Origin of the sequence: Pectobacterium quasiaquaticum, from assembly GCF_014946775.2 — a bacterium.
Classification (GTDB): Bacteria; Pseudomonadota; Gammaproteobacteria; order Enterobacterales; family Enterobacteriaceae; genus Pectobacterium; species Pectobacterium aquaticum.
Map to the genome: position 1 here is coordinate 1,020,453 of NZ_CP065177.1, position 20,640 is coordinate 1,041,092.

Sequence of the window (20,640 nt, forward strand, 5' to 3'; positions counted from 1 at the left end):
GCGGCTGGCGCCGCTGCTATGATGTGGCTTAGGCAGACAGGGACGTCACAGCGTGGCGGTAGCGTGTCCGGGGGCAAAAGTGCGCGTCGGGGTGTTCGGGTTAATGTGGTGTTAAGTTGGCGAAAAACGCGACTTAAAAAGGCCGTTGCTTCAATGGGTTAAGTGCGCTAAAAAGTACGACGGCGTCAGGATCGTCCCTATGACCCGATAGGATTGCTGGGTGGTCTGAGACCGCAGGCGTATGTACATAATCCTCTCACTTGGGTTGATCCGCTAGGGTTGACGCCGAAGGAAGAAAGTCAAACTGATAAGAAGCATACGGGGACAACTTATCGGGGATTGACGGAAGAACAAAAAGCTCAGGCTAAGGCAGGTAAAGATATTCAGCCTAAAAATCCGTGTGCTGATTATTCAGCACAAGAGCATGTAAGTAATGGGAAATTAGATACGCAATTAATATCAACAACAAAAAAAGAAAAAACCGCCGATTTTTATAATAGGAATGGTTGTAAGATAAAAGTAGATTTATCAAAAATACCTGATGAAAATATTATAGATGTTAGCGACGGAGGGGGCTTAAGTGGTAAAGCAGCAAGGTACGCTAAGAAAGATAGAGAAGTGCTGATTAAAAATGGTATTCCCGCTGGAGCATATGAGATAATAGAATGACTGATAATTTAAATTCCCGGCTAGTGCATCTGTCTGATGAGTTAGCTTCATCTTACGAGAAAGAATACTCTTCCGATGAGGAGGAGTATTTTGAAAATAAGAGAATAAAATCAGAACTTGTTGATTTTATTCTTGATGCTAACTCTCATGGTGAAATGTCACTTGTTGATAGTGCATTTAAAGTTCTTTTAGATAATACAGGATGTCAAGAGGATTTTGAGATTTTGGAAGAAATTCTCCGTCCTATTATTGAGAAGAAAATCATCGATAAAGATTTATTGGAAAAATATCTACAAGAAAGTCCATTATCTCGATGGTTATAGATGAATTAAACTAGGTTAGGTATAAATGCCGGAAGTGATCACAAAGATCCTTCCGGCTTTATTATTTTTGGCAGTTAGTCAGCCGCTATAAATTAATCTGCGTCTCAATAATAATTCAGCCTCTTTCCACTATGACAGTTATGGAAATGTCGGTGATAAAGCCCGACTCTTCGAGCCAGCGGCCTTTAAGGTTGATGGCGGAGGGCGGGTTGGGCTTGTCGTTTTATTTGTCTCATTTTGAGACTCGCCCTGCGGGCTAGCTAACGTTGTTCAAACCTGTTTGTCACAGGTTTGTGCGGAGCGTATCCCACGGTGTAGTCATGCTCTGTTTTGGTTGCTTATCCTTATGAAGACGGCAGCGAGACGCGGTTTGGTTACGATGTGGAAGGTAACCTGACGGCGGTGACGGATGCACTGGGGCAGCGCTACCAGTTCCGCTACGGGGCGTTCGATAACCTGCTGGAAGCGACGGACCCACTCGGGGCGACGGTACGTTACCACTACAATGCGGAAGCGGAGTTCGCCGGGGTGACGAACAGTCAGGGACGGACTGGACGTACGGCTTTGACAGCAGTGGACGGTTGAGCGAGGAGCGACATTACGACGGGCGGGTGTACCGCTATCAGTACGATGTAGCCGACCGTCTGGTGCAGCGCACCGCGCCGGATGGCAGCGCGCTGCATTATGAGCACGATGCGGCAGGGCGGATAACGCGCATCACGGCGCGGAAAGCGGACGGGGAAACGGACGGCATCACCGAACTGGACTATGATGCAGCCGGCAGACTGACCAAAGCCGCCAGCCCGGATGCGGTGGTGGAATACGCCTATAACCGGGCCGGTCAGGTGACGTCGGAAACGGTCAACGGCGAGGCGGTGCAGAGCGGTTACGACGCGGGCGGTCAGCGTGCGGTGGTGGAAGGGATTCTGGCCCCGCTGCAGCTGGCGTGGCAGTCGGGGCGGCTGTCATCGCTGGGTATCGGCTCCCACCAGCCGTTGCAGTTCAGCCACACGGCAGCGGGGGAAGAGCAGCGGCGCACTAACGGCAGCGGGTTTGCATTACGCCACGAGTGGAGCCCGACGGGCTGTTGCAGCGTCAGGCGCTGGAAGGGGCGGACGGCCGGGTGAATGACGTGCTGGAGCGTCGTTATCAGTACGATGTGCTGGACCGGCTGACGGGCATCAGCGACAGCCACTGGGGTGAACAGGCGTTCCGGCTGAACGGGGCGGGTCAGGTCACGGCAGAGCGCCGTGATGAGGGGCGGCGGCGTCAGGCACGGCTGTTTGGCTACGACAGCGAACAGAACCTGTGCGAGGTGTCGCAGATAGCACCGGGTCTGGGCGAGACGCTGAAGGTGCAGGATGCGGTGGTGCAGGCGTCGGCGCGGTACGATGCGGCGGGACGGGTCATCGAGCGGGGTCATACGCAGTACCGGTATGATGACTGCGGGCGTCTGGCGGTGAAGCGGGAAACGCGGCCGGGGTTCAGGCCGAAGGAAACGTACTTTGACTGGGACGTGCAGGACCGTCTGGTGCGGGTAAGCCTGCCGGACGGGGCACGCTGGCGGTATCGCTACGATGCGTTTGGCCGCAGAGTCAGTAAGGTACGTGAGGGACAACTCCCTTCGGCGCAGGCGGTCGCGCGGGTGGCGTACCGGTGGGACGGTGACCAGCTGATTGGTCAGCAGCAGTACCGTGCGGACGGGTCAGCAGCACGGGACGTGCAGTGGGTGTACGAACCGGGAAGCTTCCGGCCGCTGGCACAGGTGGAGGCGCAGGGAGACAGCACACAGCTGCACTACATCGTCACGGACCTGACAGGAACCGCGAGAGAGTTGTGCAGTGAGGAAGGGGAAGTCCGCTGGCGCGGTGAACAGGGGCTGTGGGGCGCCCACCGGGAAGAGCGGCGACCTATCCCGCTGCGACGCTACCTGGGGGATGCAGCGAACGAAGAGGTGTACTGCGAGCTGCGCTATCAGGGGCAGTTGTTTGATGCAGAAACGGGATTATATTATAATCGGCACCGTTATTTTGATCCGGATACAGCGCAGTACTTGTCGCCTGATCCCCTGGGGATCGCTGGGGGAATAAGGCCGCAAGCCTACGTCCACAATCCATTGGAGTGGGTTGATCCGCTGGGGCTGACGCCGAAAGAGGACAAGGTATATATACCCAGAGATAAAGATGGAAATGTAATCCCTCTGGATAAACATAAGGTAAATGGTCAGGATATCCCATTGCCTCACCCTGATGCTGAAGGACGAGCTCATACAGTATTGGGTGGAAAAGTTAGTTCTAAAACTGGTGAGGAATATAGGCAAAGTGCGACTTTTCCTGCTGATACATGGCCAGCAGCTGATGGACAGCCAGTTCCTTTAAGTGAAGTTCACTGGTCTGATCATGGACGACCTGATCATCATACAAATCCGCATCAGCATATATTTACTTATGAAGGCAAAGATGGATGGAAAAGAGGCGCGCCATCACCTTACTATCCAACGAAATGAAAACAATATAGGTAAAGCTATGGACGTTTTATTCGAGTTTTTTTTACCAAAAAATATAAATTTCAATAAATTTGGTTGGGAGGAAGTGTATACAGAATGGGGCGGTCAGCAATACCCTCAAGAACCAGCGGTATATAAATGGAATGACTTGCTTTTATTTGAGGCTAATAAGGATGTTTTATCTTATGAGCGTTTATTGGGTAGGGATGTTTCTTTAAGAAATTACTGTGCTTATACTTTAAAAAGCAGTTCTCTTTTCGATTTGGAACAGTGTGTCAATAAAAGAGTAGATGTGAGTGATAATGCTGTTTTTTTGTTTTTTGATAATTTTTTAAAGGATGTGGATCATTGGGTTGTACTGACATTGATTGATTGGGATCAATTTGATGAGATACATAATGTTAATAATGAAAAGGAAGCGTTCTTTTTTTTAATGGAAAGCTTGGATTGGAGTGAGCCAAAAGGAATTGCATTGATAAAAAATTAATAAACTTCAATTGTGATTTTATCATATTAGGTGCCGGAAGCGATCTCCACGAACCTTCCGGCTATTTTATTTTTAGCTATTGATATTATTACGCCAGCATACTTCCCCGCTCTGCCCGAATGGTGATTTTACCGGGCAACACGTCAATCCTTAACGACTGGCCGAGTAACCCGCTCAGGGTAAGCCAGTCGCCTGTCAGAGTTAACGTGTCGTTATCCCCCACCCAGTCAGCCCCTTCCGCTTCGTTGCCGTCCAGTTCAGCCATCAGCGCCGCGATGTCGGTGTCCTCATTGAGTCGTGTCAGTATCAGCCCGTTGCGGTAGAGACTGATACGAAACAACGTCTTGGCGGAAAATCCCGCCTGTTGCAGTTCATGGCCTGTCAGCGTGAGTTCCGGCAGGTCGCCGTGCTGAAATGCGTAATGAATACTCATCGTGCGCCCTCCATGTTCAGCCCGCCGGGAAAATGGTTGAGCCAGTGGGTGACGGCATACTCATCAAACGGCGCAATGCTCAGGGCGTGCAGGTTGCCCCACAGTTCATGGATATCCTGCGTGGTGATGACGATGCAGCCGGGCATGATGCGCAGCCTGAGCGGTTGCCCGGTGGTAAATCCGGCGTCTTTTAGCCACTGCCCGGCAATGTTAATCGCGGGGGTATCATGGTTGCCCTTGATGGGGCGATATCCAACGCGGGTAAAGCGCTCGGCCTGAGAGATTTTAAAAACGGTGGTATCTGGCGTAGAATGCGCGTCAGCCATGGTAACTACTCCTATTAGTTGCTTGTGGTTAGCGGCGTTATCGTGTTAGTCGCACGGTAGCGTCGCGTTAATTATCAATGTCTTATCTTGTCTTCATCGCCTGCTTGACCTTCTCCTGTGTGATAGCCATATCCAGAAAATGGCAAATCACATCCTGATCTTCCGTTCTGAGTGCATCCACCTGTTTACACAGTTCTTTTAGCCGCTTGTTTTTAATATCAAAAACCGGTGTGGCGGTGCCGTCTTCCCCTAACAGCAGGTGGTCAATACTGACTTCCAGAATCTGAGCCAGCTTGATGATGTAATCAAACTGTGGCTTGACTTGTCCCTGCTCCCAACGCCCGACCATGCGGGGCTGAATATCCAGCAGGTTAGCCAGTTCAATCTGGGTGAGTTGCCTTGCCTTACGCAGCGAGGCCAAACGTTTACCAAAATCAGTCATGGAGAAACAAAGCCAGTTAAGTTGTTTGTCCTGCATGATAAACGCCCTTCTAAAATCGACCCTTGAAAGTATTATATTGACCTGTATTATATAGGTCAATAATGACCTTGACGCATTTTTGTAAGGAACCCGATATGGCCCGCATCCCCGAATCTGAGTTGCAGCACCTGAAAGCCGCCGTGTCACTGGTTGAGGTGGTGCGCGCTCAAGGGCGCAAGGTGGTGAAGCGCGGCAAGGACTGGGTGGTGCTGTGTCCATTCCATCAGGAGAAAACCCCTTCAATGGTTATCTCGCCGGACAAGAATCTCTATCACTGCTTTGGCTGCGATGCGGGCGGCTCGGTGCTGGACTGGGTGATGAAAACGGAGGGCTTAAGCCTGCCGCATACGGTCGATAAGCTGCGGCATGAACTGGGGAGCGTGCCCGCCGCTGAGCCGTTGCCCCCTGTGGCGGATATCGCGAATGAACAAGAGCAGCAGGCGTTACTGCATCGCGTTACCGAGTTCTATCATCACACCCTGCTCAATGCGCCGGAGGTCATCGCGTATCTGGAAAAACGCCGCCTCAATCATCCTGAGTTAGTCGCGCAGTTCCGCTTAGGGTTCGCCAACCGGACGCTGGGCTATCGTCTGCCATCGAAGAAGCTGAAAGACGGTGCGGCCATCCGAGCGCAGTTGCAGGCCATCGGGGTGATGCGTTCATCCGGCCATGAGCATCTGGCGGGTTCATTAGTCGTTCCGGTTATCGACCTTAACGGTCAGGTGCGGGAGTTATATGGCCGCAAGGTGGGCGACCGTCTGCGTGCCGGCACACCGAATCATCTGTATCTGCCGGGGCCACACGGCGGGGTGTGGAACGAGCAGGCACTGGTTGCAAGTAAGTCGGTCATCTTATGTGAGTCGTTACTCGATGCGATGTCGTTCTGGGTAGCGGGCTTCCGCAATGTCACCGCCGCCTATGGGGTGAACGGGTTCACAGAGGAAATGCGCCAGTCGCTTATCCGTCACGGCGTAAAACAGGTGCTCATCGCGTTCGATAACGATGCGGCAGGGGATGAGGGCGCGGTGAAACTGGCTGAGTCCTTAGCGGCTGACGGTATCGTGCCGTTCCGGGTGGTGTTCCCGGCGGGCATGGATGCGAATGAATACCTGTGTAAGGTCTCGGAGCCTGAACGGGCGTTCCGTGCGGCGGTAGAAGGCGCCATGGCGATGGGGGAAGCAGTGAGTGCTGAACCTGAACTGGGATCTGTACCGCCCCCGGCTTCTGCGTTAGCTGCGGTTGTTCCAGTGGTAAAGGCAGCGCAAGCGTCAGAGCCAGGCGTGGTGGTTGACGTGTTGCCGAACGGTGAGGTTGAGATAGCGCTGTCTGGTCAGCAGTGGCGCATCCGGGGCATGGCGTCGGTGAAGGTCGGTAGTGGCGTGATGAAGGTGAACGCGCAGGTACTGGATACGGAAAGCGGTGTGGTGTTCGCCGACAGCGTGGACATGATGAGCGCCCGTAGTCGGGCAGGTTATGCGCGGCTGGCTGCATCGGAGCTGGGGTTGGCGGAAAGCGACCTTAAACGCAGCTTAGGCCGTGTACTGCTGGCACTGGAAAGTCATCTGAGCCAGCCGGAAACGGGTGATAACACCGTGCCGGAACTGGACGATGCCGCGAAAGCCGACGCGCTGGCGTTGCTGCAAGACCCGAACCTGATTAGCCGACTGACGGATGACCTTGCGGCCTGTGGCGTGGTGGGGGAATCCACCAACTTAGTGGCGGGTTATCTGGCGGCGGTGTCGCGCAAGCTGGATAAGCCGTTAGCGGTGTTAATCCAGTCATCAAGCGCGGCGGGAAAATCCTCGCTGATGGATGCGGTGCTGAACCTCATCCCGCCCGAAGAGCGGCTACAATACTCGGCGATGACGGGACAAAGCCTGTTCTATCTGGGCGAAACCAACCTGCAACACAAGATACTGGCAATAGCGGAAGAGGAAGGCGTGCGGCAAGCCGCCTATGCGTTGAAGCTGTTGCAGAGTGATGGGGAACTGACCATTGCTTCAACGGGCAAGGATGATGCGACGGGAAACCTCGTCACCAAACAGTACACGGTAAAAGGCCCGGTGATGCTGATGTTAACCACTACGGCCATCGATGTGGATGAAGAGCTGCTGAACCGTTGTCTGGTTCTCAGCGTAAACGAATCCCGCGAACAGACGGAAGCTATCCACGCCTTGCAGCGCCACAAGCAAACGCTGGAAGGCTTGCTGATGGAGAACGAAAAAGGCTATCTGACCGAGTTGCACCAGAACGCACAGCGGCTGTTAAGTCCGCTTAAGGTCGTGAATCCGTTCGCGTCACAGCTCACGTTCCTGAGCGATAAAACCCGCACGCGCCGCGACCATATGAAATACCTGACCCTGATACAAAGCATCGCGCTGCTGCACCAGTACCAGCGGGAGGTGAAGATGGTGGCGCACCGTGGCACGGTTATCGAGTATATCGAGGTGGAGCGTTCGGATATCGTGCTGGCCAACCAACTGGCGCATGAAATCCTTGGCCGGACGCTGGACGAGATGCCGCCACAAACGCGTAAGCTGTTGCTGCTGATACAGGGGATGGTGAACCAGTTAGCGCATACGCAGAGCAAAAAACCGAGCGAGGTGCGCTTTACCCGACGGGATATCCGTGATGCGACCCAGTGGAGCGATAACCAGTTGAAAGTCCACTGTCTGCGGCTGGTTGAAATGGAGTATCTGCTTATCCACGGCGGCAGTCGCGGACATCTGTTGCAGTACGAACTGCTGTGGGATGGTCGCGGAAACGGTGATAACACGCACCTGTGCGGCCTTATCGATCCGCCGGAAGATAATCCGGCAGGACAGTACGACTCACGCAAGTTGGAGGTTAAGGGGAGCAAGTTGGCCTCAAGTTGCCCCCAAGTTGGTGCCAAGTTGGAGTCGGGAAAATCCCGTCAAGCCACGCCGGATAAGGGTTCGTCAGCCGCAAGTGGCGATAAGGTGAAAAGCACAGTTCCGGCGAAGAGAAACAAACGCATCACATCGTAACCCCTCATCACCCCGCAGGACGCGCCATCATGACCCGACTCAAACCACTTCGCCCCGAAGCCACTTACCTTAGCGGCCTGTCACAGACGCTGCGCCAGTACACCACGGCGTACCTTGAACACCTGACGGCGACCAGCCACAGCCCGCGCACGGTGGAAGGGTACGGTGAACGGCTGCGGCCGTTCGTGACGTGGTGTGAAGAGCGGGGCATCACGCAGGCGGCACAGGTGAGCCTGTCGGTGCTGGAAGCGTACCAGCGGCATCTGCACGGCTACCGCAAAGCCGACGGGAAACTGCTGGCACAGGGTGGACAGCTTAACCGTCTGACGGCCATCCGTATGCTGTTCCGCTGGCTGCTGCACCGGCATCATATCCTGTACAACCCCGCCGAACAGATGGCGCTGCCGAAAGCGGAAAAGCGGCTTCCGGCACAGATACTGAGCGAGGAAGAAACCGAGGCGGTGATGGCCGCGCAGGACACGGAAACGCTGACCGGACTGCGTAACCGTGCCGTACTGGAAATGCTGTGGAGCACGGGGCTGAGGCGGTCAGAGCTTGCCGGGCTGATGCTGGCCGATGTGGACGTGGGGCGCGGGGTTCTGGTGGTGCGGCAGGGCAAGGGGAACAAAGACCGGGTGGTGCCAGTGGGGTTGCGGGCGCTGGTCTGGGTACAACGCTATCTGGATGCGGTACGGCCACGGCTGACGACAAAGCACGACAGCGGCTATCTGTTCGTCACGATATGGGGCAAGCGGCTGGGACGGTCAACGCTGACGATACTGGCGGGAAGCGCTATCCGCGAACAGGCGCACCTGAAAAAGGCCGGTGCGTGTCATGTGTTCCGGCACTCGATGGCGACACAGATGCTGGAGAACGGCGCGGACACCCGGCACATACAAGCGATACTCGGCCATGAAAAGCTGGAGACGACGCAAATCTACACCCGTGTGGCTATCGGGCATCTGAAAGCGGTGCATGAGAAGACGCATCCGGCAGAGCGGAAACCGAAACCCCGGCGCAGGAAGAAGCGCAAACCGGACACCACGCCGCAGGCGGATAACCCGAAAAAGTAGCTCACTTCCTTCAAGGCCGCAGGACGGCGCGGGGCAACAGGCGCGCCGTCCATGGCGCACCTCTTGCCTTGGTCAGCATCGGCGCTCCGGCGGTAAATGCCGCCCGGCCAGCGCTCACCGTCATCACTCTCTGCAACAATCGTTGCTGGCCGTTCGTCATTCAACATAATGTGGCATTACGCGAAATGGGCCGTCGGGGCGGCCCACAACGCGTAACACACATTATGTCTGCGCCGGTTGAGTAATGGGCGCGTTGCGGTCTTCCTCAGCAATGGCGTGCGGCTGGCCGCCGGGGTTGTGCTCCTCAGCACAGCGCGGCGCACAGGGCTGCGCCCTCTGCTGTCGGCATCGCGCCCGTTCTTCGGCTTCCACGGTGTGGCCGCCCTCCCTGGCGGCGCAGGCTGCTGCGTCAATCCTCGACCAACGTCAACCCCAAAGCAGAAGCCGTTCCTTCGTCACGGCGCTTAACGGCTTCATGCCCGCCCGGCTGCGTCTGGCTGCGCGGGGTCGCAGTCGCAGGCTCCTTGCTCCTTCCCCGCTCGCCAGCTTCCGCCCCCCGCCCCGGTGTGGCGTGGTCATGCAAAACCGGGTTCATCCCTGAGGCACAGCGCGACAGAGCGCCGCAGGGCGTCGCTTGCGGACTCTGTGCCGCCCGCCCCCGCAGAACCCGCGCCGGGGCCACAGACAAGCAGTGTCCCCGGCGCGGGTTGCCGTGGTAACCCCAAAACCCAAAAGGCAAACGACTAATGGCAGCGGCTGCCGCCGCTGCTATGATGCGAGGCAGGCAGACAGGGACGTCACAGCATGGCGGTAGCGTGTCCGGGGGCAAAAGTGCGCGTCGGGGTGTTGGGGTTGCGGGGCGGTTAACCTGGCCGAAGATGCTGCCTGAAAAGGCCGTTGCTTCAATGGGTTAAGTGCGCTAAAAAGTACGACTGCATCAGGATCGTCCCTATGACCCGATAGGGTTACTGGGGGGTATCCGGCCTCAAGGTTACGTACATAACCCGTTGGAGTGGGTTGATCCGCTGGGGTTAGAGAAGAAAGGGCCACATGATCCAAAATTAACGAAAGACAGAATTAAAGATTATTTATCTGACGTTAAAAGTGTTCCTCGTGAACAGCTTATTGAAGATCTTAAATCATCAGGATTGAAGGTTAAAGGACAAAGTCCAGATGGACGATTTGTGGAGTTTGTCGATAAATCCGGTAATGTTAGAGCTAAGATACACCCAGCAGATAAGGTAACGAAATATGAACACTTGCATCTTTATGATAAGAAAGGTAATCCTTTAGATGTTAATTTAAATAGAGTTGACTACCGATCTCCTGATGCTCACATTGGGATAAGGCCATTGAATAAATGATTAGATTAAATAAAATGGAATTAAGTGATTTATCTCTCTCTGATTATTCCGTTTCAAGCATGACGCTATCAGCGGATAATAAAACTATTACTTTACATGCAGATGGTGCTACGCTTTTTTCTATTAATGAGATGGGCGATATATTTGATAGCTGCGACTTAATAATAGAGTCCCCTAATGAAATAAAAATTAGCCTATATGATCATGAAGAAAAAAAATGGATGGATAACACTGTTGGAGATGTATTAAAGGATGTCTGTGAGCTATTAATTGATGACGATATTTTTTTAAGAGGATTTGGTTTAAATACAGGTATGTGGATGGAAATTAAAATTTTAAAACCAACAGATGTTACTGCAATATTAAATTGATATTTTTAATAATAGCCGGAAGCGATCACCCGATCCTTCCGGCTATTTTATTTTTAGCTATTGATATTATTACGCCAGCATACTTCCCTGTTCTGCCCGAATGGTTATTTTACCGGGCAGCACCTCAATACCAGGGCGAGAGCATGAACGCTTATTATTTGTTCATAGAGCCTGTACACCATTCTGTGTAAATGCCTTTTCTCAGAAGTGACCGTTCAGGCGGTCACCGAACTCGATAATAAAACGACTCATTGCCATACGCCAGTCCCTCAGCGGCATCGTCCATTTTTGCGATGCCGCCTGGATTGCCAGCCATACTACCTTCTTTACTGAGTCGTCCGTCGGGAACACCTTACGCTTTTTGATGGCATGACGGATCACGCTGTTCAGCGACTCTATGGCGTTGGTGGTGTAGATCACTTTGCGGATGTCTGCCGGGTAAGCGAAGAATGTCGCAAGGTTCACCCAGTTTGCCTCCCAGCTTCGACTTATCTGCGGATATCGACTGTCCCAGGTACCGGCAAACGCATCCAGGGCCTGCTGTGCTGCCTCTTCCGTTGGGGCCTGATAGATCGCTTTCAGGTCTCGAGTGACTGCCTTGTAGTCCTTCCAGGAGACGAACCGCAGGCTGTTACGCACCATATGCACAATGCACAACTGGATCCGTGCCTCTGGATAGACTGCGTTAATCGCATCCGGGAATCCTTTCAGTCCGTCAACACAGGCAATGAGGATATCGTTCAGCCCGCGATTTTTCAGTTCTGTCAGCACGTTAAGCCAGAACTTCGCACCTTCATTTTCGGCCAACCACATCCCCAATAACTCTTTCTGGCCTTCGATATTGATACCCAGTGCCAGGAACACGGATTTATTAATTACGCGACTATCCTGTCGGACTTTCAATACAATACAGTCAAGGTAAACAATAGGATAGACCGCATCCAGTGGCCGATGTTGCCATTCGACTACCTGTTCCATAACGGCATCAGTCACCTTCGATACCAGTGCGGGTGAGACATCGGCGTCATAAAGCTCTTTGAACGCAGCCGCTATTTCACGGGTTGTCATTCCTTTGGCGTATAACGACAGGATCTGGTTATCCATCCCGGTGATCCGGGTCTGGTTTTTCTTCACCAGTTGCGGTTCAAAGGTGGCTTCACGATCGCGGGGAGTACGCAGCTCCAAGGGGCCATCGACAGTGGTTACGGTCTTTGTGGAGTAGCCGTTGCGGGCGTTAGAGCCCGTTTTAGCCTGGTTTTTATCGTAGCCGAGGTGGTGGGACATTTCGGCGTTGAGCGCTGCCTCAACGCTGATTTTCTTGAGCAGCCGATCGAACTGGTTGAGATCTTCAGGAGTTTTGAGATTTTTGGCCAGTTCGTTAGCCAGAGCCTGCAACTGTTTTTCGTCCATAAAGTAACCTGCTTTTAATGTTGGGTTGAACATATCAAAATCAGGCAATTACACAAATTTATGTACAGGCTCTGTTCATACCCAGTCCCGCCAGCAATATCGCTTCAAGATAGTCCATTTTCATTGCCGCCATTCGCCGTTTACGAGGTACGCTCGCCTTCTTCCCTTTCTCCTGCCTTATCATGTTCAAACTGATATGGCGGATACTCGCCAGATTCTCCGCAGCATTACCCCGATAGATCGCGATTGCATCTTCTCTCATCGCCACATCCAGCACCCAGTGTAACTGGTTTTCTATGCGCCAATGCCCGCGCACTGCCGCCGCAAACTCTTCATTACTCAATTTTGCCGAACTGATGTAATAGCGGTATTCCAATGACTCTTTTTTATTTTTTTCAATGCGATAGCTTACAGCCACCCCTATCGTGTTTAACTGGGGCCATTCCGCAACACCCTCTTTCAGTTCCGATGCGTCCAGTACATGGTATTCCCGACATTCTGTTCGACCATGCCCCTGTTCAATCACAATATTTTCATTACTGATTTGTTGCAAGGGAGGCCGCAGCGCCTGTTTCAGCGCCTCATGCAATACCGGATGATTGCCTTTCACTGCCAGCAGATAATCCGCCTCTTTGGCCACAATGGCTTCCGCTATTTTTTTCTGACATCCCATCGCATCCAGCGTGACCAGACAGCCTTTTAGTTCCAGTAAGGACAAAAGCTCCGGTATTGCTGTTATCTCATTGGATTTACTATCCGTTTTCACCTGCCCCATGACTACGCCATTGGCGGTGGCGAAGGCACTGACCATATGGATAGCTGAACGGCGGCTATCCCGGTTATATGAGCGACGAACCGTTTTTCCATCGATAGCCACGACTTTCCCGTCTGTTTTGATGCTAACGGACTGTACCCATTGGATAAAACTGCGCTGGAGCTGTGCGGCGTCTATCTGTGAAATAACGCGTGCAATGGTGTCATGAACGGGAAGCCCAAGAGTAAAGAAGCCGTGAGATTGCAGCCAGTCAAGCCGGGCCTCGCCAAAATCCTCGATGTCTTCCCATCCGTCGCAACCGGCGATGACGGCGCATAAGGTTAAAAAGAGTATGTCGATGAGCGGATAGGAAATTTTCGCTGACTGACGTGGTTCCTGAATATCGGAAAAATAGTGCGTAAAGGTATCAAAGCTCATGGGCGGCTCGCGGAGAAAAGCGCTATCAGATCATAGCCATCTCTTCGAGTCAATCATCGGAAATTGTCTAAAAAACATTCGTGATCTTACCCTGACCTCAATACTTAACGGCTGGCCGAGTAACCCGCTTTGCGTCAGCCAGTCGCCTGCCAGAATTAACTCCCCGTTGTCACCTACCCAGTCCGCACCTTCCGTCTCGTTGCCGTCCAGTTCAGCCAGCAGCGCCGCGATATCCGTATCCTCATCCAGTCGCGTCAGTATTAACCCGTTGCGGTACAGGCTGATACGAAACAACGTCTCGGCGGAAAATCCCGCCTGTTGCAGTTCATGGCCTGTCAGCGTCAGTTCCGGCAGCTCACCGCGCTGGAATGCGTATCGAATACTCATCGTGTGCCCTCCATGTTCAGCCCGCCGGGAAAATGGTTGAGCCAGCTTGTGACGGCGTACTCATCAAACGGCGCAATGCTCAGGGCGTGCAGATTGCCCCACAGTTCATGGATATCCTGCGTGGTGATGACAATGCAGCCGGGCATAATGCGTAGCTTGAGCGGTTGCCCGGTGGTAAATCCGGCGTCTTTTAGCCACTGCCCGGCAATGTTAATCGCGGGGGTATCATGGTTGCCCTTGATGGGGCGATATCCAACGCGGGTAAAGCGCTCGGCCTGAGAGATTTTAAAAACGGTGGTATCTGGCGTAGAATGCGCGTCAGCCATGGTAACTACTCCTATTAGTTGCTTGTGGTTAGCGGCGTTATCGTGTTAGTCGCACGGTAGCGTCGCGTTAATTATCAATGTCTTATCTTGTCTTCATCGCCTGCTTGACCTTCTCCTGTGTGATAGCCATATCCAGAAAATGGCAAATCACATCCTGATCTTCCGTTCTGAGTGCATCCACCTGTTTACACAGTTCTTTTAGCCGCTTGTTTTTAATATCAAAAACCGGTGTGGCGGTGCCGTCTTCCCCTAACAGCAGGTGGTCAATACTGACTTCCAGAATCTGAGCCAGCTTGATGATGTAATCAAACTGTGGCTTGACTTGTCCCTGCTCCCAACGCCCGACCATGCGGGGCTGAATATCCAGCAGGTTAGCCAGTTCAATCTGGGTGAGTTGCCTTGCCTTACGCAGCGAGGCCAAACGTTTACCAAAATCAGTCATGGAGAAACAAAGCCAGTTAAGTTGTTTGTCCTGCATGATAAACGCCCTTCTAAAATCGACCCTTGAAAGTATTATATTGACCTGTATTATATAGGTCAATAATGACCTTGACGCATTTTTGTAAGGAACCCGATATGGCCCGCATCCCCGAATCTGAGTTGCAGCACCTGAAAGCCGCCGTGTCACTGGTTGAGGTGGTGCGCGCTCAAGGGCGCAAGGTGGTGAAGCGCGGCAAGGACTGGGTGGTGCTGTGTCCATTCCATCAGGAGAAAACCCCTTCAATGGTTATCTCGCCGGACAAGAATCTCTATCACTGCTTTGGCTGCGATGCGGGCGGCTCGGTGCTGGACTGGGTGATGAAAACGGAGGGCTTAAGCCTGCCGCATACGGTCGATAAGCTGCGGCATGAACTGGGGAGCGTGCCCGCCGCTGAGCCGTTGCCCCCTGTGGCGGATATCGCGAATGAACAAGAGCAGCAGGCGTTACTGCATCGCGTTACCGAGTTCTATCATCACACCCTGCTCAATGCGCCGGAGGTCATCGCGTATCTGGAAAAACGCCGCCTCAATCATCCTGAGTTAGTCGCGCAGTTCCGCTTAGGGTTCGCCAACCGGACGCTGGGCTATCGTCTGCCATCGAAGAAGCTGAAAGACGGTGCGGCCATCCGAGCGCAGTTGCAGGCCATCGGGGTGATGCGTTCATCCGGCCATGAGCATCTGGCGGGTTCATTAGTCGTTCCGGTTATCGACCTTAACGGTCAGGTGCGGGAGTTATATGGCCGCAAGGTGGGCGACCGTCTGCGTGCCGGCACACCGAATCATCTGTATCTGCCGGGGCCACACGGCGGGGTGTGGAACGAGCAGGCACTGGTTGCAAGTAAGTCGGTCATCTTATGTGAGTCGTTACTCGATGCGATGTCGTTCTGGGTAGCGGGCTTCCGCAATGTCACCGCCGCCTATGGGGTGAACGGGTTCACAGAGGAAATGCGCCAGTCGCTTATCCGTCACGGCGTAAAACAGGTGCTCATCGCGTTCGATAACGATGCGGCAGGGGATGAGGGCGCGGTGAAACTGGCTGAGTCCTTAGCGGCTGACGGTATCGTGCCGTTCCGGGTGGTGTTCCCGGCGGGCATGGATGCGAATGAATACCTGTGTAAGGTCTCGGAGCCTGAACGGGCGTTCCGTGCGGCGGTAGAAGGCGCCATGGCGATGGGGGAAGCGGTGAGTGCTGAACCTGAATCCGTGCCACAACGGAAAGCTGCGCCACAGCCTGAAAAGCCGTCTCAACCTGCTGCTTCCTTAGCTGCGGGTGTAGTGGTTGAAGCCCTGCCAAACGGTGAGCTTGATATCGCGTTGTCCGGCCAGCAGTGGCGCATCCGGGGCATGGCGTCGGTGAAAGCGGGTAGCGGCGTGATGAAGGTGAACGCGCAGGTACTGGATACGGAAAGCGGCGTGGTGTTCGCCGACAGCATGGACATGATGAGCGCCCGTAGTCGGGTAGGTTATGCGCGGTTAGCGGCCAGTGAGTTAGGGCTGGCCGAAAGCGACATCAAACGCAGCTTAGGCCGTGTGCTGCTGGCACTGGAAAGTCATCTGAGCCAGCCGGAAATCCACGGTGAAACTGCGCAGGATATTACCGATGAACAGCGGAATGAGGCGCTGGCGTTGCTGCAAGACCCGAATCTTATCGGCAGGCTGACGGATGACCTTGCGGCCTGCGGCGTGGTCGGCGAATCGACCAACTTAGTGGCGGGGTATCTGGCGGCGGTGTCGCGCAAGCTGGACAGGCCGTTAGCGGTGTTAATCCAGAGCAGTTCGGCGGCGGGAAAATCCTCGCTGATGGATGCGGTGCTGAACCTCATCCCACCGGAAGAGCGGTTGCAATACTCAGCCATGACCGGGCAGAGCCTGTTCTATCTGGGCGAAACCAACCTGCAACACAAGATACTGGCAATAGCGGAAGAGGAAGGCGTGCGGCAAGCCGCCTATGCGTTGAAGCTGTTGCAGAGTGATGGGGAACTGACCATTGCTTCAACGGGCAAGGATGATGCGACGGGAAACCTCGTCACCAAACAGTACACGGTAAAAGGCCCGGTGATGCTGATGTTAACCACTACGGCCATCGATGTGGATGAAGAGCTGCTGAACCGTTGTCTGGTTCTCAGCGTAAACGAATCCCGCGAACAGACGGAAGCTATCCACGCCTTGCAGCGCCACAAGCAAACGCTGGAAGGCTTGCTGATGGAGAACGAGAAGGGCTATCTGACGGAGTTACACCAGAATGCGCAGCGGCTGTTACGCGCGCTTAAGGTCGTGAATCCGTTCGCCAGCCAGTTGACGTTCCTGAGCGATAAAACCCGCACCCGCCGTGACCATATGAAATACCTCACCCTGATACAGAGCATCGCCCTGTTGCACCAGTACCAGCGGGAGGTTAAAACCGTCTCGCACCGTGGACAGGTTATCGAGTATATCGAGGTGGAACGGTCGGATATCGTGCTGGCGAACCGGTTAGCACACGAGATATTAGGCCGGACGCTGGACGAGATGCCGCCACAGACGAGCAAGCTGTTGCGGCTGATACAGGGGATGGTGAACCAGTTGGCGCATACGCAGAGCAAAAAACCGAGCGAGGTGCGCTTTACCCGGCGGGATATCCGCGATGCGACGCAGTGGAGTGACAGTCAGCTTAAGCTGCACTGCCTGCGACTGGCTGAAATGGAATACCTGCTGGTTCATGGCGGGAGCCGTGGGCATCTGCTGCAGTACGAACTGCTGTGGGATGGCACCGTGCCGGAAGGGGCGCACCTGTGCGGGTTAATCGAGCCGGAACTGAATGAAAAAGACGGGTACGACTCGGGCAAGTCTGGGTCTGGAAATGGCAAGTCGGGGTCAAGTCTGCCCCAAGTCGGGGCTAAGTCTGGGTCAACAAAACCGCGCCAAGCCGCAGTCGATAAGGGTTCATCTGTCGCAAGTCGGGTTAACGGTAAAAGCACGGTTCCGGCAAAGCCAGCTAAGCGCATCACATCGTAGTTCCCTTCTTCTCACTCCGCAGGACGCGCTGCCATGACCCGACCCAAACCACCCAGTCCCGAAGCCACTTATCTTAGCGGCCTGTCACAGGCGCTGCGCCAGTACACCACGGCGTATCTTGAACACCTGACGGCCACAAACCACAGCCCGCGCACAATCGAATCCTACAGCGAACGGCTGCGCCCGTTCGTGACGTGGTGTGAAGAGCGGGGACTCACGCAGGCGGCACAGGTGAGCCTGTCGGTGCTGGAAGCGTACCAGCGGCATCTGCACGGCTACCGCAAAGCCGACGGGAAACTGCTGGCACAGGGTGGACAGCTTAACCGTCTGACGGCCATCCGTATGCTGTTCCGCTGGCTGCTGCACCGGCATCATATCCTGTACAACCCCGCCGAACAGATGGCGCTGCCGAAAGCGGAAAAGCGGCTTCCGGCACAGATACTGAGCGAGGAAGAAACCGAGGCGGTGATGGCCGCGCAGGACACGGAAACGCTGACCGGACTGCGTAACCGTGCCGTACTGGAAATGCTGTGGAGCACGGGGCTGAGGCGGTCAGAGCTTGCCGGGCTGATGCTGGCCGATGTGGACGTGGGGCGCGGGGTTCTGGTGGTGCGGCAGGGCAAGGGGAACAAAGACCGGGTGGTGCCAGTGGGGTTGCGGGCGCTGGTCTGGGTACAACGCTATCTGGATGCGGTACGGCCACGGCTGACGACAAAGCACGACAGCGGCTATCTGTTCGTCACGATATGGGGCAAGCGGCTGGGACGGTCAACGCTGACGATACTGGCAGGCCGGGCGATACGGGATGACGCGCACCTGAAGAAAGCCGGGGCGTGTCATGTGTTCCGGCACAGTATGGCGACGCAGATGCTGGAGAACGGGGCGGACACGCGACACATCCAGGCTATCTTAGGCCATGAAAAGCTGGAGACGACGCAGATATACACGCGGGTTGCTATCGGGCATCTGAAACAGGTGCATGAGAAGACGCATCCGGCAGAGCGGAAGCCGAAGTCACGCCGAAAGAAAGCAACGCGGGTCGCCCCTGACAAGGGATAAAAGAATGAGTATGATTAAATCCTACTTGGCGGGAGAAAGGGGTTACCAATGAGAACGACACAGCAGATGAGCATCACGTTGCCGAATGAGATGGCGGCACTGGTCAAAGCGCGTGTTGCCAGCGGCGAATATGCGTCGGAAAGCGAAGTTATCCGAGAAGGACTTCGGGCGCTGCTGGCGCGTGATAATGCGGTGGAGAAGTGGTTGCAGGAGCAGGTTGTTCCGGCATGGAATGCGCTGCAACGGGGTGAAACGGACAGCCTCAGCGGTAACGACATAAGAAACCGACTGAAATCCGAGCATAAGAAGGCGACCGGAGAGTCATAATGGAGTATCAGGTGGTGTTCGCACCCGAAGCGGAAGATCAACTTGCCGCGTTGTATGGTTATATCGCGGAGGCGGCGACACCGAATACGGCGCTGAGCTACACGGAAAGCGTGGTTGATTACTGTGAGTCACTGGCGCTGTTCCCGGAGAGGGGAAACACCCGTAATGACCTTCTGGCGGGGCTTCGCGTGACGAACTACCGTAAAAGAACGGTCATTGCCTTCATGGTGGAAGAAGACAAAAGGACGGTAACGGTGCTGGGCATCTGGCACGGTGGTCAGGACTATGAAAGCGACCTGCTGACGGATGATGCTGACTGAACGCAGACAGTCACAAAAAGTAGCTCACTCTCTTCAACATCGCAGGACGGTGCAGGGCAAACGGTGCGCCGTCCATGGCGCACCGCTTGCCTTATGTGGTCAAGGCGCTCCGGCGGTAAATGCCGCCCGGCCAGCGCTCACCGTCATCACTCTCTGCAACAATCGTTGCTGGCCTGTCGTCATTCAACATAATGTGGCATTACGCGAAAGCCGCTGAACGCGGCCAACGCGTAACACACATTATGTCTGCGCCGGTCGGGTAATGGGCGCGCTGCGGTTACTTCCACATCGGTGTGCGGCTGGCCGCCGGGGTTGTGCTCCTCAGAACAGCGTGGCGCACAGGGCTGCGCCCTCTGCTGTCGGCATCGCGCCCGTTCTTCGGCTTCCACGGTGTGGCCGCCCTCCCTGGCGGCGCAGGCTGCTGCGTCAATCCTCGACCAACGTCAACCCCAAAGCAGAAGCCGTTCCTTCGTCACGGCGCTTAACGGCTTCATGCCCGCCCGGCTGCGTCTGGCTGCGCGGGGTCGCAGTCGCAGGCTCCTTGCTCCTTCCCCGCTCGCCAGCTTCCGCAACCCGCCCAGTGTGGCGTGGTCATGCAAACCTGCGGTTCCCTCCGGCACTGTGCACCAGAGCGTCGCAGGCCGACGCTTGCGGACTCTTTGCCGCCCGCACCCGCAGAACCCGCACGGCTTCCCCAAGCGAGTTGCGGAAGCCGTGCGGGTTGAGGGGGTAAACCCAAAAGGCGAAACGACTAATGGCAGCGGCTGGCGCCGCTGCTATGATGTGACTTATGCAGACAGGGAAGTCACAGCATGGCGGTAGCGTGTTCGGGGCTAAAAGTGCGCGTCGGGGTGTTGGGGTTAATGTGGTGTTAAGTTGGCGAAAAACGCGACTTAAAAAGGCCGTTGCTTCAATGGGTTAAGTGCGCTAAAAAGTACGACCGTGTCAGGATCGTCCCTATGACCCGATAGGGTTGCTGGGTGGTATCCGGCCTCAAGCCTACGTTCACAATCCATTGGAGTGGGTAGACCCGTTGGGGTTGGCTGAATCTGCATGTGAACAGCGGCAGAGAGTGCTTGATAATATTGAGGCAAGTCGGAGAGC

Annotated in this window: 20 protein-coding genes and 3 pseudogenes; 14 read left to right on the top strand and 9 right to left on the bottom strand. The window is 54.8% G+C overall.

Annotated features, from left to right (window positions below):
* Window positions 1-201: 201 nt before the first annotated feature.
* The 3 genes and pseudogenes from IG609_RS20565 to IG609_RS04650 all read left to right on the top strand — a co-directional run.
* Window positions 202-285, top strand: a pseudogene (locus tag IG609_RS20565) (RHS repeat-associated core domain-containing protein); the annotation flags it as partial.
* Window positions 280-669 carry a hypothetical protein gene (locus tag IG609_RS04645; protein ID WP_240349017.1) on the top strand — a complete coding sequence of 130 codons (390 nt, stop codon included), beginning with the start codon at window positions 280-282 and terminating at the stop codon, window positions 667-669. The pseudogene IG609_RS20565 and the gene IG609_RS04645, both read left to right, overlap by 6 nt.
* On the top strand, window positions 666-992 hold the full coding sequence (locus IG609_RS04650) for a hypothetical protein (RefSeq protein WP_193401249.1): 327 nt from the start codon (window positions 666-668) through the stop codon (window positions 990-992). The genes IG609_RS04645 and IG609_RS04650 overlap by 4 nt, the downstream gene beginning before the upstream one ends.
* A gap of 115 nt (window positions 993-1,107) precedes the next feature.
* Here the strand turns inward: IG609_RS04650 and IG609_RS04655 are convergent, their stop codons facing one another.
* Complete coding sequence (locus IG609_RS04655) at window positions 1,108-1,188, bottom strand: SymE family type I addiction module toxin (protein ID WP_193401252.1); 81 nt, start codon at window positions 1,186-1,188, stop codon at window positions 1,108-1,110.
* Between the two features lie 332 nt (window positions 1,189-1,520).
* On the opposite strand from IG609_RS04655, the pseudogene IG609_RS04660 reads away from it, so the two are divergent.
* Together IG609_RS04660 and IG609_RS04665 are read left to right on the top strand one after the other, a co-directional pair.
* A pseudogene (locus tag IG609_RS04660) lies at window positions 1,521-3,498 on the top strand (RHS repeat-associated core domain-containing protein).
* The gene (locus IG609_RS04665) at window positions 3,452-3,985 is read left to right on the top strand and encodes a hypothetical protein (RefSeq protein ID WP_226374196.1); all 534 of its coding nucleotides are present in this window, start codon (window positions 3,452-3,454) and stop codon (window positions 3,983-3,985) included. The pseudogene IG609_RS04660 and the gene IG609_RS04665 overlap by 47 nt, the downstream one beginning before the upstream one ends.
* An 88-nt stretch (window positions 3,986-4,073) precedes the next feature.
* On the opposite strand, the gene IG609_RS04670 is transcribed toward IG609_RS04665, so the two are convergent.
* The 3 genes from IG609_RS04670 to IG609_RS04680 form a co-directional block, all read right to left on the bottom strand.
* The gene (locus tag IG609_RS04670) at window positions 4,074-4,418 is read right to left on the bottom strand and encodes a SymE family type I addiction module toxin (protein ID WP_250127235.1); all 345 of its coding nucleotides are present in this window, start codon (window positions 4,416-4,418) and stop codon (window positions 4,074-4,076) included.
* The gene (locus tag IG609_RS04675; protein WP_193399583.1) at window positions 4,415-4,744 is read right to left on the bottom strand and encodes a SymE family type I addiction module toxin; all 330 of its coding nucleotides are present in this window, start codon (window positions 4,742-4,744) and stop codon (window positions 4,415-4,417) included. The genes IG609_RS04670 and IG609_RS04675 overlap by 4 nt, the downstream gene beginning before the upstream one ends.
* Window positions 4,745-4,826: 82 nt before the next feature.
* Window positions 4,827-5,222, bottom strand: a complete 396-nt coding sequence (locus IG609_RS04680; protein ID WP_193401204.1) for a helix-turn-helix domain-containing protein — start codon at window positions 5,220-5,222, stop codon at window positions 4,827-4,829.
* Between the two features lie 98 nt (window positions 5,223-5,320).
* On the opposite strand from IG609_RS04680, the gene IG609_RS04685 reads away from it, so the two are divergent.
* From IG609_RS04685 to IG609_RS04700, 5 genes and pseudogenes are all read left to right on the top strand, one after another.
* Entirely contained in the window at window positions 5,321-8,233 is a 2,913-nt protein-coding gene (locus IG609_RS04685) for a DNA primase (protein ID WP_250127236.1), read from the top strand.
* Between the two features lie 29 nt (window positions 8,234-8,262).
* On the top strand, window positions 8,263-9,306 hold the full coding sequence (gene xerC / locus IG609_RS04690; protein ID WP_250127237.1) for a site-specific tyrosine recombinase XerC: 1,044 nt from the start codon (window positions 8,263-8,265) through the stop codon (window positions 9,304-9,306).
* A 953-nt stretch (window positions 9,307-10,259) separates the two neighbouring features.
* Window positions 10,260-10,341: pseudogene (locus IG609_RS20700) on the top strand (type IV secretion protein Rhs); the annotation flags it as partial.
* A gap of 149 nt (window positions 10,342-10,490) precedes the next feature.
* The gene (locus IG609_RS20705; protein ID WP_488646066.1) at window positions 10,491-10,670 is read left to right on the top strand and encodes a hypothetical protein; all 180 of its coding nucleotides are present in this window, start codon (window positions 10,491-10,493) and stop codon (window positions 10,668-10,670) included.
* The gene (locus IG609_RS04700) at window positions 10,667-11,041 is read left to right on the top strand and encodes a hypothetical protein (protein ID WP_193401225.1); all 375 of its coding nucleotides are present in this window, start codon (window positions 10,667-10,669) and stop codon (window positions 11,039-11,041) included. Before IG609_RS20705 ends, IG609_RS04700 begins: the two co-directional genes overlap by 4 nt.
* Window positions 11,042-11,242: 201 nt before the next feature.
* Here IG609_RS04700 and IG609_RS04705 read toward each other — a convergent pair whose 3' ends face one another.
* The 5 genes from IG609_RS04705 to IG609_RS04725 all read right to left on the bottom strand — a co-directional run bounded on the left by IG609_RS04705 (window position 11,243) and on the right by IG609_RS04725 (window position 14,834).
* Window positions 11,243-12,451, bottom strand: coding sequence for an IS256 family transposase (locus tag IG609_RS04705; protein ID WP_193399575.1), 1,209 nt, complete (start codon window positions 12,449-12,451; stop codon window positions 11,243-11,245).
* Window positions 12,452-12,509: 58 nt separating this feature from the next.
* Window positions 12,510-13,643 (bottom strand): ISAs1 family transposase, encoded by a 1,134-nt coding sequence (locus IG609_RS04710; protein WP_250127238.1) that lies wholly within the window; start codon window positions 13,641-13,643, stop codon window positions 12,510-12,512.
* 30 nt (window positions 13,644-13,673) lie between these two features.
* Entirely contained in the window at window positions 13,674-14,030 is a 357-nt protein-coding gene (locus IG609_RS04715) for a SymE family type I addiction module toxin (RefSeq protein ID WP_250127239.1), read from the bottom strand.
* Window positions 14,027-14,356 carry a SymE family type I addiction module toxin gene (locus IG609_RS04720; protein ID WP_193401494.1) on the bottom strand — a complete coding sequence of 110 codons (330 nt, stop codon included), beginning with the start codon at window positions 14,354-14,356 and terminating at the stop codon, window positions 14,027-14,029. The genes IG609_RS04715 and IG609_RS04720 overlap by 4 nt, the downstream gene beginning before the upstream one ends.
* Before the next feature lie 82 nt (window positions 14,357-14,438).
* Complete coding sequence (locus IG609_RS04725) at window positions 14,439-14,834, bottom strand: helix-turn-helix domain-containing protein (protein ID WP_193401204.1); 396 nt, start codon at window positions 14,832-14,834, stop codon at window positions 14,439-14,441.
* A gap of 98 nt (window positions 14,835-14,932) precedes the next feature.
* Between IG609_RS04725 and IG609_RS04730 the strand changes: the two genes are divergently transcribed.
* Genes IG609_RS04730 through IG609_RS04745 form a run of 4 tightly spaced genes read left to right on the top strand, consistent with a single transcriptional unit; the run spans window position 14,933 to window position 19,536 of the window.
* Complete coding sequence (locus IG609_RS04730; protein ID WP_250127240.1) at window positions 14,933-17,830, top strand: CHC2 zinc finger domain-containing protein; 2,898 nt, start codon at window positions 14,933-14,935, stop codon at window positions 17,828-17,830.
* Between the two features lie 33 nt (window positions 17,831-17,863).
* On the top strand, window positions 17,864-18,889 hold the full coding sequence (gene xerC, locus IG609_RS04735; RefSeq protein WP_250127241.1) for a site-specific tyrosine recombinase XerC: 1,026 nt from the start codon (window positions 17,864-17,866) through the stop codon (window positions 18,887-18,889).
* Between the two features lie 48 nt (window positions 18,890-18,937).
* Window positions 18,938-19,216: a type II toxin-antitoxin system ParD family antitoxin gene (locus IG609_RS04740; protein ID WP_102119017.1), complete on the top strand. Its 279-nt coding sequence runs from the start codon at window positions 18,938-18,940 to the stop codon at window positions 19,214-19,216.
* Window positions 19,216-19,536 (top strand): type II toxin-antitoxin system RelE/ParE family toxin, encoded by a 321-nt coding sequence (locus tag IG609_RS04745; protein WP_102119016.1) that lies wholly within the window; start codon window positions 19,216-19,218, stop codon window positions 19,534-19,536. Before IG609_RS04740 ends, IG609_RS04745 begins: the two co-directional genes overlap by 1 nt.
* Window positions 19,537-20,640 lie beyond the last annotated feature (1,104 nt).

What these genes read in the sequence shown, in the direction of transcription:
- IG609_RS04650 (WP_193401249.1), top strand. Translation starts at nt 666, where the DNA reads ATGACTGATAATTTAAATTCCCGGCTAGTGCATCTGTCTGATGAGTTA.
- IG609_RS04665 (WP_226374196.1), top strand. Translation starts at nt 3,452, where the DNA reads ATGGATGGAAAAGAGGCGCGCCATCACCTTACTATCCAACGAAATGAA.
- IG609_RS04670 (WP_250127235.1), bottom strand. Translation starts at nt 4,418, where the DNA reads ATGAGTATTCATTACGCATTTCAGCACGGCGACCTGCCGGAACTCACG.
- IG609_RS04675 (WP_193399583.1), bottom strand. Translation starts at nt 4,744, where the DNA reads ATGGCTGACGCGCATTCTACGCCAGATACCACCGTTTTTAAAATCTCT.
- IG609_RS04680 (WP_193401204.1), bottom strand. Translation starts at nt 5,222, where the DNA reads ATGCAGGACAAACAACTTAACTGGCTTTGTTTCTCCATGACTGATTTT.
- IG609_RS04685 (WP_250127236.1), top strand. Translation starts at nt 5,321, where the DNA reads ATGGCCCGCATCCCCGAATCTGAGTTGCAGCACCTGAAAGCCGCCGTG.
- xerC (WP_250127237.1), top strand. Translation starts at nt 8,263, where the DNA reads ATGACCCGACTCAAACCACTTCGCCCCGAAGCCACTTACCTTAGCGGC.
- IG609_RS04700 (WP_193401225.1), top strand. Translation starts at nt 10,667, where the DNA reads ATGATTAGATTAAATAAAATGGAATTAAGTGATTTATCTCTCTCTGAT.
- IG609_RS04705 (WP_193399575.1), bottom strand. Translation starts at nt 12,451, where the DNA reads ATGGACGAAAAACAGTTGCAGGCTCTGGCTAACGAACTGGCCAAAAAT.
- IG609_RS04710 (WP_250127238.1), bottom strand. Translation starts at nt 13,643, where the DNA reads ATGAGCTTTGATACCTTTACGCACTATTTTTCCGATATTCAGGAACCA.
- IG609_RS04715 (WP_250127239.1), bottom strand. Translation starts at nt 14,030, where the DNA reads ATGAGTATTCGATACGCATTCCAGCGCGGTGAGCTGCCGGAACTGACG.
- IG609_RS04720 (WP_193401494.1), bottom strand. Translation starts at nt 14,356, where the DNA reads ATGGCTGACGCGCATTCTACGCCAGATACCACCGTTTTTAAAATCTCT.
- IG609_RS04725 (WP_193401204.1), bottom strand. Translation starts at nt 14,834, where the DNA reads ATGCAGGACAAACAACTTAACTGGCTTTGTTTCTCCATGACTGATTTT.
- IG609_RS04730 (WP_250127240.1), top strand. Translation starts at nt 14,933, where the DNA reads ATGGCCCGCATCCCCGAATCTGAGTTGCAGCACCTGAAAGCCGCCGTG.
- xerC (WP_250127241.1), top strand. Translation starts at nt 17,864, where the DNA reads ATGACCCGACCCAAACCACCCAGTCCCGAAGCCACTTATCTTAGCGGC.
- IG609_RS04740 (WP_102119017.1), top strand. Translation starts at nt 18,938, where the DNA reads ATGAGAACGACACAGCAGATGAGCATCACGTTGCCGAATGAGATGGCG.
- IG609_RS04745 (WP_102119016.1), top strand. Translation starts at nt 19,216, where the DNA reads ATGGAGTATCAGGTGGTGTTCGCACCCGAAGCGGAAGATCAACTTGCC.